At 74.7% G+C, this 12,710-nt stretch carries 12 protein-coding genes; 6 read left to right on the forward strand and 6 right to left on the reverse strand.

The genetic code is table 11. The annotated features are described in order from the left end of the window. Nucleotides 1-361 precede the first annotated feature (361 nt). Nucleotides 362-505, forward strand: coding sequence for a hypothetical protein (locus tag VGH76_RS16610; RefSeq protein ID WP_331557809.1), 144 nt, complete (start codon nt 362-364; stop codon nt 503-505). A 141-nt stretch (nt 506-646) separates the two neighbouring features. Here the strand turns inward: VGH76_RS16610 and VGH76_RS16615 are convergent, their stop codons facing one another. After that, nucleotides 647-1,807: an NAD(P)-binding domain-containing protein gene (locus VGH76_RS16615; protein WP_331557810.1), complete on the reverse strand. Its 1,161-nt coding sequence runs from the start codon at nt 1,805-1,807 to the stop codon at nt 647-649. 167 nt (nt 1,808-1,974) lie between these two features. Continuing rightward, nucleotides 1,975-2,565: a dihydrofolate reductase family protein gene (locus tag VGH76_RS16620; protein ID WP_331557811.1), complete on the reverse strand. Its 591-nt coding sequence runs from the start codon at nt 2,563-2,565 to the stop codon at nt 1,975-1,977. Nucleotides 2,566-2,777: 212 nt separating this feature from the next. Between VGH76_RS16620 and VGH76_RS16625 the strand changes: the two genes are divergently transcribed. Together VGH76_RS16625 and VGH76_RS16630 are read left to right on the forward strand one after the other, a co-directional pair. After that, on the forward strand, nt 2,778-3,281 hold the full coding sequence (locus tag VGH76_RS16625) for a hypothetical protein (RefSeq protein ID WP_331557812.1): 504 nt from the start codon (nt 2,778-2,780) through the stop codon (nt 3,279-3,281). Nucleotides 3,282-3,395: 114 nt separating this feature from the next. Further along, on the forward strand, nt 3,396-4,148 hold the full coding sequence (locus tag VGH76_RS16630; RefSeq protein ID WP_331557813.1) for an enoyl-CoA hydratase-related protein: 753 nt from the start codon (nt 3,396-3,398) through the stop codon (nt 4,146-4,148). 117 nt (nt 4,149-4,265) lie between these two features. Here the strand turns inward: VGH76_RS16630 and VGH76_RS16635 are convergent, their stop codons facing one another. From VGH76_RS16635 to VGH76_RS16650, 4 genes are all read right to left on the reverse strand, one after another. Beyond that, complete coding sequence (locus VGH76_RS16635) at nt 4,266-5,159, reverse strand: hypothetical protein (RefSeq protein WP_331557814.1); 894 nt, start codon at nt 5,157-5,159, stop codon at nt 4,266-4,268. Between the two features lie 283 nt (nt 5,160-5,442). Next, nucleotides 5,443-7,047 (reverse strand): glycosyltransferase 87 family protein, encoded by a 1,605-nt coding sequence (locus VGH76_RS16640; RefSeq protein ID WP_331557815.1) that lies wholly within the window; start codon nt 7,045-7,047, stop codon nt 5,443-5,445. A gap of 130 nt (nt 7,048-7,177) precedes the next feature. Continuing rightward, entirely contained in the window at nt 7,178-7,516 is a 339-nt protein-coding gene (locus VGH76_RS16645; protein ID WP_331557816.1) for an acyl-CoA dehydrogenase family protein, read from the reverse strand. Nucleotides 7,517-7,539: 23 nt separating this feature from the next. Beyond that, on the reverse strand, nt 7,540-7,905 hold the full coding sequence (locus tag VGH76_RS16650) for an STAS domain-containing protein (RefSeq protein ID WP_331557817.1): 366 nt from the start codon (nt 7,903-7,905) through the stop codon (nt 7,540-7,542). A 337-nt stretch (nt 7,906-8,242) separates the two neighbouring features. Here VGH76_RS16650 and VGH76_RS16655 point away from each other — a divergent pair, with 337 nt between their 5' ends. The 3 genes from VGH76_RS16655 to VGH76_RS16665 all read left to right on the forward strand — a co-directional run. Continuing rightward, on the forward strand, nt 8,243-8,722 hold the full coding sequence (locus tag VGH76_RS16655; protein WP_331557818.1) for a MarR family transcriptional regulator: 480 nt from the start codon (nt 8,243-8,245) through the stop codon (nt 8,720-8,722). A 276-nt stretch (nt 8,723-8,998) separates the two neighbouring features. Beyond that, entirely contained in the window at nt 8,999-10,126 is a 1,128-nt protein-coding gene (locus VGH76_RS16660) for a chloride channel protein (RefSeq protein ID WP_331557819.1), read from the forward strand. Between the two features lie 37 nt (nt 10,127-10,163). Then, a partial coding sequence (locus VGH76_RS16665; protein ID WP_331557820.1) for an ATP-binding protein occupies nt 10,164-12,710 on the forward strand: 2,547 nt, incomplete at its 3' end.

Consider the following 12,710-nt stretch of genomic DNA (forward strand, 5'->3'; position numbering starts at 1 on the left):
TCACCTCCAGCACCAACCACGCCGTCACTGTCGACGGCAACACCGCCACCACCCGGTCCTACCTCGTCGCCGCCCACGTCCTCGACTCCGACGATCCGTCCCGCCACGCCGACGGTGCCGGCTCGTACCGGTGCGCTGTCCGGCGGACGGGGACAGGCCGAAGAGCACCCGCGCTCGGGACCTCTGCCCCTCGCCCGTCTGCACCCGGGGCGAGCATCCTGCCCGATCAGGTCGGGCACAGCTCATCGACGCGATCCGGGAGGGCCTGTGGACCGCGGCGCGCGCCATCCGGACGACCCCAGGCTGCGCGACGCCGTGCTGCAGCGGCTCCGAGCCCTCTTCGGGACGGGACCGCTGGCACGTGCACATCAACGACGGGCACGTCGTGATCTGCGAGCCACTCGGCGACCCCGTCGATCACCACCTGGCCTCGAACATCGCCATGGCGGTCGCCGGTGTGAAGACCGTTGACGCGCTCCTGCGCGCAACCTGCCCTCACCACTGACCCGCAGGCGTGCACGTCGTAGGGCAAGCCGTGCGAGAAGCAACGACGGGCCAGCCGTCGGCCGGCCCGTCGTGGACGTACGCGGTCGCGAGCACCCCGGCCGCCACGACGTCCATCCACGGCCCTCCCCGTGCTCCGGCGTCAGCGGGCGAGGGATGCGGCGCGTTCGAGGGATCGGGCGACTTCGGGCACGATGATCTGGGCGGCGGCCGGGCAGGCGCGGACGAAGCCGAAGAAGGGCCCGAAGTCGCGGGTGGCGGCGAAGCCGGTCAGGAACAGCCCGGGTTCGCTGGTCTGCATGTGCTCATCGAGCACGGGGAAGCCGTCGACGGTCTCGAGATCGGGCAGTTCCCTCAGGTAGGGCACGGAGTTGATGTCGGCTCGGTAGCCGGTGGCCAGGACGACGTGGTCGACGAGCAGCACCTGGCCGGTGGAGAGCTCGGCGCGGATGTCGCCGTTCGGTAGTTCGACACAGCTCGTCACTTCGGTGTGGGGGTGGCGGTGCACCACCCCCTCGGGCATCCGCGGAGTCAGCCACGGCTCGAGCTTGAGACGGCCCTCGGCCCAGAACCGGTTCGCGACGGCGTCTCGTTGCTCGGTGGAGAGCCGTCGGAACCAGCCGGGGACGGCGACGGTCTGGTCGATCATGGGGTCGACGAAGTGCCAGTCGGCGGGGGCGAACGCCGGGGTGTCGTGGCGATAGGCCACGTGGACGGCGTCCACGCCGGCGTCGGCCAGGAGCGCCGCCCACTCGAAGGCGCTCTGCCGGCCACCGATGATCAGGGTACGGGCGTCGCGGGCGCGGTCGACCTCGGTGAGGAAGCAGGTGTGGGTGACGCGGTCCTCGGGCAGGTGCGCCACGGCCCGGTGCGGGATGTTGGTGAAGTGACTGATGCCCGGCGCGGCGACGACCGTCGCCGCCGACAGTTGTCCGCCTCCGTCGAGGTCGACCTCGAATCCGTGGTCGCGCCGGCGTAGCGCGGTCACGAGCTCGGGACGCACCCGCAGGCCGACGATCTCCTGGAACCAGGAGGCGTACTCGATGAACAGGTCGACCGGGATCGGGTCGACGTCGGCCGGGTCCACGCCGCGCTCGGCGAGGTAGGCCTCGAAGGTGTGGACGTCGGTCGCGTCGAGGTGCCAGTCCGGCCCCGAGCGCAGCAACATCCCCCGGGGCATGTGCTCGCGCCAGAAACCCATCGGCTCGCCGATCACGACGGTCTCGATACCGAGGTGGCGAGCGTAGGCCGCGGTCGCCAACCCGTACGGGCCCGCGCCGATCACGAGCAGTGACGTATCCACGATCGAAGTCCCCCCAACAGCTTCAGTTCCCTCGAGCATGCTGAGCGACCATGACTCCGAGCAACCGCCGACTGGACTAGACGTCGGCGGGGGGAGCCGTCGGGCGGTGCGACACGAACCGGCGGGCCGCGGCTCCCGCCCTCGTCGGCGACCGCCTTCCACCCCCGTCAGCGGCTGATGTGCAGGGTGGGCCGGTACACGAGTTCCTGGATGCCGCCGTCGAGGCTCCGGCGCTCGAGCAGTTGGAGGTCGAAGTCAGCCGCACCCCCGAGGACCGGGTCCGTGCCGGTCCTCCCCGTGACCACGGGGAAGATCGTCACCTGGAGGCGATCGACCAGACCGGCGGCCATCAGCGCCCAGTTCAGCGACAGGCTGCCGTGCGAGCGCAGCGGCACGTCCGACTCCTCCTTGAGCCGGGCGACGACGTCGACGGCGTCCCCGGGCACGACGGTCGCGTCCGGCCAGTCGAGAGGTCCCTCCAGCGTGGAGGACACCACCGTGGCCGGCATGCTCCGCATCCGGGTCACCCACGGGTCGCGCACGTCGGACTCGTCGGTGCTCGCGGCCAGCATCGCCACGAACTGCCGGAACGTGGTGGCGCCGAAGACCATCCGCTGCGGCGCGTCGAACGAGGCGAGACGGTGCTCGAGCAGCTCGGGGCCCTGCTTGCCCCAGTAGCCACCCCAGTCGCCGTCGTCCCCGTAGGAGCCGTAGCCGTCGAGGCTGGAGAAGACGTCGAAGGTGTAGGTGGCGGTCATCAGATCCCTCCCGGGAACGCTCGACCGGCCCGTCGCCGGTCTCTCACGTCCTCCACGAACGGCCTCGACCCCGTTCGACACGTGTCCTCCCGGACTCGACCGGAGTTTCCGGGGGGTCACTCGAACAGCGGAACCCGGTCGTCGTCCTGGGCGTGTCGGTCGGTCGCGTCGTCCTGCTAGACCTTCTTGGACGGCACGACGGGGGACGGACGATGACGAACGAATCAGCTCCGGGAGCTGGAACCAGCGCGCCCGAGTGGCCGAGGCGGCTCTGGGAGTCGTGGTGGCAGCTGCTCGGTCTCCACGCTCCCCTCTCCGGCGACGTCACCCAGGCCATCGACACGGCCGCGGTGCGGGCTGTCGGCTCCCAGCTCGGGTTCATCAACATCAACGAGCGGGCCTCGGGCGACCCGGACCTCGAGCGGCGGATCGTCGAGAACGTCGCCAGCTACGGACGGCAGCTCAGCCAGCTCCTCGCCGCGGTCGGCGTCCTGATCGAACACCGGGACGGCGAGTCTCTCGACGATGACGACCAGGCAGCGCTCGACGGGCTCCTCGGGCTCCGCGAGCAGATCGGCGAGGAGAAGCAGCGCACCCGGAGAGCCCGGGTCGACCGGCTGGAGCACGAGCTGGAGCGCTTCCGCGACGACCCCGGGGTCGACCCGGCGGACCTGGCGCGACTGCGACGAGCGCTGGAGAAGTCCCCGGAGTCGTGACGTCGGCCGCGCTCGGCCGTGGCGTCGGGGGCCGACCGGGGTTCGGCGCGCGCACGATCCCGGCTCCGGCGGGACGATGCGCGCTGCTGCTCCCCCGTCGCCGAGGAGGTCTCCGTGTCCGTCTCCGCCGAGCGGCACGACCGGGTGCTCGTGGTCCGCATCGAGCGCCCCGAGAAGCGCAACGCGATCGACGCGGCCACTGCGCGCGGCATCGACGACGCCCTCAACGGCTTCCAGGACGATCCCGACCTCTGGGCCGCCGTCCTGACCGGCACGCCGGAGGTGTTCTGCGCGGGCACCGACATCGTCGCCGGCCCCGGCGAGCCGACCCCGCGCGGCGGGCCCTACGGCGTCATCCGGCGCCGCCACACCAAGCCGCTGATCGCCGCCGTCGAGGGCCTCGCGCTCGGCGGCGGATTCGAGATCGCGATGAGCTGCGACCTCGTCGTCGCCGCGTCGTCGGCGTCGTTCGGCCTGCCAGAGACGCAACGCGGCCTCGTCGCCAACTCCGGCGCGCTGCTGCGCGCGATGCGGTGCCTCCCGCTCAACGTCGCCCGGGAGCTCCTGCTCACCGGCACCCGGCTCGACGCCGCCCGCGCCCACGCGATCGGCTTCGTCAACCGGCTCGCCGAGCCCGGGCGCGCGGTCGAGGTGGCCCTCGCGCTCGCCGCCGAGATCTGCGTGGCCTCCCCGACGGCGGTGTCGGCGACGCTGCAGGCCCTCGAGGAGCAGTGGGAGCCCGACGAGGAGCGCGGCTGGGCGGCGACCGCGGCGGCGGAACGGCGGATCGCCGCCGGCCCCGACAAGCAGGAGGGGCTCGACGCCTTCGCGGCCAAGCGGGCGCCGCGGTGGAGCAACCCCGGTTGACCCCGCCGACGGCGCGCGAACCACGGAGGCCCGCACATGGAAGAGCCCGGAGCCGCCAGGTCGGGGTCCGGCGGTCCGGGCTCTGACGGTCTTGTCGTCCCGGCCGCCCGGGCGCTACTACGCCGCGGCCGCCGGTTCGGAGTCCGTGCCCTCGGGGGCAGCCGGGCGCGTGGCCCGGCCCTCGTCCTCGGCGAGGTCGCCGAAGCGCGTCAGCAACAGCGTGCCGACCAGCGCGACGACGAAGCCGGCGATCGCCAGCGAGGTGAACCCGTCGCGGGTGTGGTCGCCGAGGGCGACTAGCCCGATCGCGGCCGGAAAGATCGTCTGCCCGAGGATCGTGCCCGCCGAGGCCGCGACCACCGACTCGCGCTGCAGCGCGGTGTTGAGGAACAGCAGCGCACACAGCCCGGCGAGGGGCATCGCGTAGAACGACGGCGCGGTGAGGAGCACGGCGGGCTCGAAGCTCGGGAGCACCCGGCTGCACAGGTTGACCAGGCCGAACGCGAAGCCGGCGAGCAGTCCCAGCGCGGCGGCGTTCCACCGGCCGGGCAGCCGCGAGGCGCCGACACCGAGCAGCGCGAGCACCCCCACCGCCCCGAGGAACCCGAAGTGCAGCGCCGTCGTGCCGTGCTCGGAGCTCTGCGGCGCCGCGGAGACCCCCAGCCCGGCCAGCCCCGCGCACACCGCGAGGATGGCGACGAGCTCGGCGCGGCGCAGCCGGGTGCCGAGCACGTACCACGCCACCACGGCCGTCACGGCCAGGTTCGCGGCGACGACGGCCTGGACCAGGAACACCGGAAGCACCCGCAGCGCGATGGTGGCCGCGACGAACGAGCAGAGGTCGAGGGCGAGGCCGACGAGGAAGCGCCAGCGGCGCAGCAGGTCGAGGACCAGCCCCGCGCGCAGGCCCTTGCCGGTGTCCGGGATCGAGCGGGCGGCCAGGGCCTGGAGGACCGCGGCGCACCCGGAGCACACCGACCCGGCCAGGACGACGAGAATCCCCCACCACACGAGGCACCACATCCCTCGGCGAACGCGAGCGACCCCGACGCTCGCCTGTCCGGGCGCGCCCCGTGGCAGGAGCACCACGCTACGACGTCGGGGGCCCCGCTGTCGCCGTCGCGCGCACCCCGTCCTACACGATCAGGGCATGGAACGCGTGCTCGGGATCGGTGGCTACTTCCTGCGGGCGGCGGATCCGGCTGCCAGACATCGAGGCGATTGCGCTCGGGGTCGGTGACCCCGCCGAACCGGCCGACGACGTCCACCTCCTGATCGCACGTCCGTCGAGCGTTCAGGGCGACGTCGGGACGAGCACGATCCGGAAGGGCGGTCCGGTCTGTGGGCTGGTGACCCACCAGGTGTGGCGCACGTCGGCCGGCGTGGGGTCGTCGCCGCGGACGTAGCGCAGTCGGTAGGCGGGCTGCGGGGATGCGACGTCGGGCCGGTGGTGCCAGTTCAGGCGGAGCACCACCCGGCTCAGGTGGCCGCCGAGGTCGTAGCGGTGGTCGAGCAGCGGGCGGGCGTAGGCGCGCGCCGAGAACTGATCGACCATGTCGCAGCGGCATCCCCAGGTGATCGCCCCGACCTCGCCCGGCGGCGCCACCGAGACGTCCCCGACGAGCCCGGGGAGCTCGTGCCCGACGCGCAGGTACGCGGCCGGGTCGGTGAAGTTGGAGTTCATGTCCGCGGCGGTCCACGGCACGCCGCCCTGCCCGGCCACGACGAGGGCACCGGCGCAGTACACCGCCAGCCCGCCGGCGGCGAGCGCGCGGGACCGCGCGGGGCGGGCCGCGAGGGCGACCGCGACGGCGAGGGCGCTCCCGGCCACCAGCGGGCCGAAGTACCAGGCCTGCGGGTACGCGTTGATCACCATGAGGGCGACGACGTGCGCGGTGCCCGAGCCGGCGAAGGCGACGACGAGCCGGCCGGCCGAGAGGCCTCCCGGCCCTGCCGGACGGGGTCGGGCACGGCCGAGTCGCCGCAGCCGGGACGCGACCACGGCGAGCGCGAGCGCCCACGCGGCCACCACGGTGATCCCGACGACGACGACCGCCACCGGCGTCCGCGACCAGTAGAGGTTGTCGAACTCGGCGATCATCGAGGGCAGGTGCCCGGCGGCCGGGTTGGTCTTGAAGGAGAACGTGTCGGGGACGAAGCCGCCCAGCTCGAACCACGCCCAGAGGTGCCACGGCAGCGCCACCACGGCCGCGACGCCGCCCGCGAGGAGCAGCCCGCGCACCCGGGCCCGGAGGTCGACGGGGCGCCACAGGAGCACGAGGACGACGAGGGCGGGGATCGCGTAGTCCGGGCGCACGAGCATCGCGACGCCGCACAGGACGCCCGCGAGCGCCGGTCGTCCCGAGGCCGCGGCCGTCGCGACGGCGACCACGGCGGCGACGCCCAGGTAGGTCTCGAGCCCGATGGTGGAGACGAGCAGCGGCGAGGTGGCGAGCAGCGCCATCGCGGCCAGGGGCAGCACCGGGCCGGGCGAGACGAGGCGTGCGAGGCGGGCCGTGCCGCCCCCGATGACGGCGAACGCCAGCGCGAGCACCAGCCCGACGGCCCCGGTGACGGTGCCCGTCACGCCCAGCGCCCCGGCGAGCAGCCACACGTTGAGCGGGCTCGTGGCGGTGTTCGCCGTGCGCCCGGGGACGAGCCCCCACTGACCGTGCTCGAGCAGCGTCCGGGCGTAGTCCAGCGAGATGTAGGAGTCGTCGCCCAGCGCGCCCCGGGCCAGCGCCATCAGCGCGCCCGCGACGAGGACGCCGACCCCGGCGTGGACCCACGTGGACCGAGTGGGGCGGACGACCCGCCGTCGTGGGTCGGGCAGCGGTGTCGGCAGCGTCGGTGCGGCCACCGACCGCTGGGTCGGCACCACCACGACACTTGTCGTCACATCCGCCACATCAGTCACACGCGTACCGTGCCGTGACCCCCTCTCACTCCGTGGGATGACGCGCCGGTGCTCCCGGCGGAAGTTCGAGGGTCAGGCACCTCGGAACGCATGAACGGCCGGTGGAGGCCGTTCAGCCGGTGACCTCGCGGCCGATCAGCTGGCGGGCGGCCATGCGCTCGGCGGTGAGATCGGAGCTGGTGTCGGGCTCCGTCGTCGCGAACGAGAACGACGTCTGCCCCGAGGTCAGCTCCGGGATGAGCCGCTCGCGCCGCTCCGGGGCGGCGTGGTGCAGCGTCTGCGGGACGAGGATGCGATGGCCGTCGTAGACCCCGGCCATCGACGACGAGTGGTAGGCGATCTCCTCGGTGACCGTGCAGGTCCCGAGCATCGGGTACTCGAGGCCGGGCCCGAAGGGCTCGGCGAACGGCACCGCGAACAGGCCCTCGGCTGCCGAACGAGGGAGCGGCACCACCCCCAGGGACGACGGGGGTGTCAGGCGAGCCCGGCGTCGGTGAGCCACTCGCGGGCGACGGGGTGGCCGAGGTCGGCCAGGCGCAGTTCGGTCCCGGAGGCCTCGGCGCGCTCGCGGGCGAGGCCGAGCACGTGCCGGCCGGTGTGGTCGCAGGACGGGACCCGGCTGAGGTCGACCACGAGCAGCGCCGGCGCGAGCTCCAGCTGGGAGTGCAGGCAGCGGCTCAGCAGCGCCGCGTCCTGCCGGCCGATCGCGCCGGAGACGGTGACGACGGTGCCGTCGGCCGCCTGGACCGTCCGAACACGCACCGTCATCGCGGGGACGTCGGCCGGGATGGCGTCGGTGGCGGGCTCGTGGTCGGTCGACTGCTGCACGAGGACGGTCATGGCGGCTCCCAGCTCACTCGAGGGCTCGGAGAGGTGGGGCCTCGACCGAGTGCGGGGGACTACCCAGCGTGCACCGTGCCCACACCATCGAGTAGGGAGATCGACCCGTCCGGCCCGGACTCGCTCGCGGCCTCGGCCACGGCCGTGTTCACCGGCGCCGCGGACACCCTGGTGGCCCGACGGCGTGGGTGGCCACCATCGGGGACCGCGGCCGCGCACTGGCCCTCGGCTAGGTAGATCGCTCTAGCGCTCGATAGCGCCCCGCTCCGCCTCGGCGAGATGGTGAGGAAGGTCCCTCCCGGTTGCCGACAGCGTTGCCCAGGGCAACGATTGCCCCGTGCAACGCGCGGAGGAGCCCGGTGAGGAAGTGGTCGACGCGGTGATGACGGCGAGCCGGGCGCTGCTCGCCGTCGTCGTCCGGTCGCTGGCGGCGGTGGACGAGGACGTGACGCTGCCGCAGTACCGCGCCCTGGTGGTGCTCGCCCAGCGCGGGCGGCTGCGCCCCGCCGAGCTCGCCGCGGCGCTGGCGGTGACCCCGCCGACGTGCACGAGGATGTGCGGTCGGCTCGAGTCCAAGGGGCTCGTGGTCCGGGACCGCCCGGCCGAGGACCGGCGGGCGGTCGACGTCTCGCTCTCGCCGGCCGGGCGCGACCTGGTGGAGGACGTCAGCCGTCGTCGTCGCGACGAGGTCCGCACGCTGCTGGCGGGGGTGCCGACGGCGCGGCGCGCTGCCGTCGTCGAGGGGCTGCGCTCGCTCGCCGACGCCGCCGGCGAGGTGTCCGAACCGGACTGGGCGGTCAGCGGGGTGGCACGGTGAGCGCCCCGGCCGAGGAGCGCACCGGCTCCCGCTGGGGGGAACGGCCGGCGCAGGCCGCCCGGGGACTGCACCGGTGGCTCACCGACAGCCGCCCAGGCCTCGTGGGGCTCGCGCTGATCATCGGCGTGGGCGCGGGGCTGGGTGCGGTGGCGTTCCGCTACCTCATCATCGGGATCACGTGGCTCGTCACGGGCCGTTCCGACTTCTCCGACGCCGGCCGGGTCGCCAGCCACCCACCTCGCCGCGCTGGGCCCGTGGTTCCTCCTGCTCGCCCCGGTGGTCGGCGGCCTGGTCTACGGCCCACTGGTGAACCGCTTCGCCCCGGAGGCCCGCGGGCACGGGGTGCCCGAGGTGATGGTCGCCGTCGCGCAGCGCGGGGGCCGCATCCCCGCGCGGGTCGCGGGGGTGAAGGCCCTGGCCTCGGCCCTGTGCATCGGGACCGGCGGGTCGGTGGGGCGCGAGGGCCCGATCGTGCAGATCGGCTCGGCACTGGGGTCCTCGATCGGTCAGGCGCTGCGCGTGCCCGCGGGCCGGCTCACGCTCATGGTCGCGTGCGGGGCCGCCGGGGGGATCTCGGCGACGTTCAACGCGCCCATGGCCGGGGTCGTGTTCGGCCTGGAGATCATCCTGCGGGCGTTCGCGGCGCAGTCGTTCGGCGTGCTGGTGATCTCCTCGGTGACCGCCAACGTGATCGCCCGCCTGCTCGTCGGCGACGACACGATCCTGCACCTGCCGCACTACACCCTGGGCTCCACCACGGAGCTGCCGCTCTACGCCGTGCTCGGCCTGGCCGCCGGGCTGCTCGGCTGGGGCTTCGCCCGGGTGCTGTACGCGATCGAGGACGCCTGCGACTTCGTCTGGCGCGGCCCCGAGTGGCTGCGGCCCGCGGTCGGCGGCGTGGTGCTGGGCGCGGTGCTGCTGGCGCTGCCCGAGCTCTACGGCGTCGGGTACCCGGTGCTCCAGGACGGGCTCGCCGGGCAGTACGCGGTCGGGTTCCTGCTGCTGCTCGCCGTCGGGAAGATGGTCGCGACCAGCTTGACGATCGGCATCGGCGGATCGGGAGGGGTGTTCGCCCCCTCGCTGTTCCTCGGGGCGATGGCCGGCACGGCCTTCGGGACGCTCGTCGCGGCGCTGTTCCCCGCGCTGCACCTCGCGCCCGGCGCCTTCGGTCTGGTCGGCATGGCCGCGGTGTTCGCCGGCGCGGCCCACGCCCCGATCACCGCGGTGCTGATCGTGTTCGAGCTGACCGGGGACTACTCGGTCATCCTGCCGCTCATGATCGCGGTCGTCCTGGCCACCGGGCTCAGCCACCTGATCTCCCACCGCACGATCTACACCCTTAAGCTCATCCGCCGGGGCGTCGACATCGACGTCGACAGCGCCCCCGCGACCCACCAGGCTTGACCGGGAATGGACCGGTGCGGACCGCGGGAGGCGCGCAATGGTCGACGCGCCGGCGAGGTCCGCGCTCGTCGGCCGCGACGAGGTCCTCGAGGTCGTCCTCGGCGCCGCACGGGACGCGCGCGAGGGGACTTCGCGGCTGCTCCTGCTGACCGGCGAGCCCGGGATGGGCAAGACGCGGGTGCTCCGCGAGGCCGCGGCCCGGTGCCGGGACCTGGGGATCGCCACCGTCGGCGCCACGTGCTGGCGCGGCGACGGCGTCCCCGCCTTCTGGCCGTGGACCCAGATCCTGCGGGGGTGCGGCGCGGGCCGCGACCGCACGCAGCTGGTGCACCGATGGGGTCCCCTCGCGACGGACGCCCTCTCCCTCGTCCCCGAGCTCGACGAGGCGTCGGCCCGGCCCGCCCTCGAGTCCGACCGCACCCGGTTCCGGCTGTTCGACGCGCTCGCGGCGGCGATCTCCGCCGAGGCCCGTCACCACCCGCTGGTGATCACGATCGACGATCTGCACTGGGCCGACCTGGGATCGCTGCGCGCGCTGGGCTTCATGGCGGCCCACACGGCCGACCGGCCCGTGCTGCTGGTGGCGGCCTACCGGGACGCCGAGCTGGACCCGGACGCCGCGGCACTTCTGGAGCGCGGCGAGCGGATGGCACTGCCGGGCCTGCTCGCCGACGAGGTCGCCGAGCTGATGGCCGCCACCACCGGGACCACCCCCGACGAGCCCACCGCGCGCCTCGTCGCGCGCCGCACCGGCGGGAACCCGCTGTTCGTCCGCGAGCTCGCGGCCCTGTCGGCCGCGGACGCCACGACGCTGCGGCCCGGCGCCGCCGTGCCGGGCGGCATCCGCGCCGTCCTGGGCCGCCGGCTGAGCCGACTCGGTGCGCCCTGCCGGGAGCTGCTGGGCGTCGCCGCCGTCGTGGGCGCCGAGTTCGACGTCGGCGTGCTGTCGGCCGCCGCCGGGACGTCGTTCGAGGAGACCAGTGCGCTGCTCGGGGAAGCCGCGCTGGCGGGGCTCGCCCACGCCGGGGAGCCGCCGACGACGTGGACGTTCGTCCACGCCCTCGTCCGCGACACGCTCTACGCCGGGCTCTCGGCCACCGGACGCGCGCAGACCCACCGGGCGGTGGCCGCGGCCCTCGGACCCGACGCCGACATCGCCGTCGTTGCCGACCACCTGGCCCTGGCCGTGCCACTGGTGGAACCCGCCGTCGCGGCCGCCGCCGTCGAGACGGCGGGCCGGCGGGCCCTGACGCGGCTGGCGTTCGAGGACGCCGCGGCCGCGTTCGAGCGGGCGGCCGCCCTGCGACCGGCGGACTCGACCGAGCGCGTCGAGGCGCTCCTCGCGCTCGGGGAGGCCCGCTCCGCCCTGCGCGGCACCGACCACGGACGCGCCGCCTTCACCACGGCCGCGGAGACGGCCCGTCGGTCGGACCGCAGCGACCTGCTCGCCCGCGCCGCCCTCGGCTACGCCGCCGGGCTCGGCGGCTTCGAGGTCCGCCTCCTCGACCCGGGCCAGCTGGATCTGCTGGAGGAGGCCCTCGGGGCGATGCCCGCGGGCGACTCCGTCCTGCGGGCGGCACTGCTCGCCCGGCTCTCCGTGGCGGTGACCTACACCGAGGCGCGGCAGCGCCAGGCTGGCCTGGCCGACGAGTCCCTGGCCATGGCCCGGCGGCTCGGGGACGACGCGGCGGTCGTGCAGGGACTCGTGGCCTGGGCCGACGCCCACGCCGGCCCCGACGACGCGGCGACCCGCCTCACCGCCGCCTCGGAGATCGTGGAGCGCGCGGCCGGCGCCGGGGACGTCGCCGGGGAGCTGCTGGGGCGCCGCCTGCGCGTCGTCGCGCTCGCCGAGCTCGGGGCCGGCCCGGCGCTCGACCTCGAGGTCGCGGCCTACACGCGGCTCGCCCGGACCACCCGACAGCCGCTCTACACCTGGTACGGGTCCCTCTGGGCGGGCGCGCGGGCCCTGCGCGAGGGTCGCGTCGACGCCGCGCTCGGGTACGCGCAGGAGGCGGCCGACACCGGCGGGCGCATCGGTAGCCGCAATGCCCGGATGCTCGCGGAGGTCCTGCGGCTCAACGCGCTCACCGAGGCCGGTCGGCTCGAGGACCTCGAGGCCCGCTACCGCGCGCTGCTGGCGGAGCTCCCCGAGGCCGGGTGGGGCGACGCGAGCCCGGTGACCAGGGTGTACCTCGCGCGCGTCGACCCGTCCGGGGCCGGCGAGGCGGCGCTCGCGGACCTGGTGGCGGCGCTCGAGACGCTGCCGCGGGACTCCGAGTGGCTCCCCCTGCTGTGCACCGCCGCCGAGGTCCTCCACGACGCTCCCGACCCGGACGTCGCGGCGCGGGTCCACGAGCTCCTGGCACCCCACGGCGACCTCTGCGGCGTGGAGGGGATCCAGGCCGCCTGGCTCGGATCGATCCGGCGCCACCTCGGGATGCTCGCGGCCGTCCTCGGCCGGGACGCCGAGGCCGAGGCCCACTTCGCGGCGGCCCTGGAGCGCAACGCCCGCGCCGGCGCGCCCCTCCAGGTCGCGCACACCCACCGGGTGCTGGCCGAGAGCCGGGGCCGCGCGGGCCGGCCG

It is taken from the genome of Actinomycetospora sp. (assembly GCF_036497585.1).
Classification (GTDB): Bacteria; Actinomycetota; Actinomycetes; order Mycobacteriales; family Pseudonocardiaceae; genus Actinomycetospora.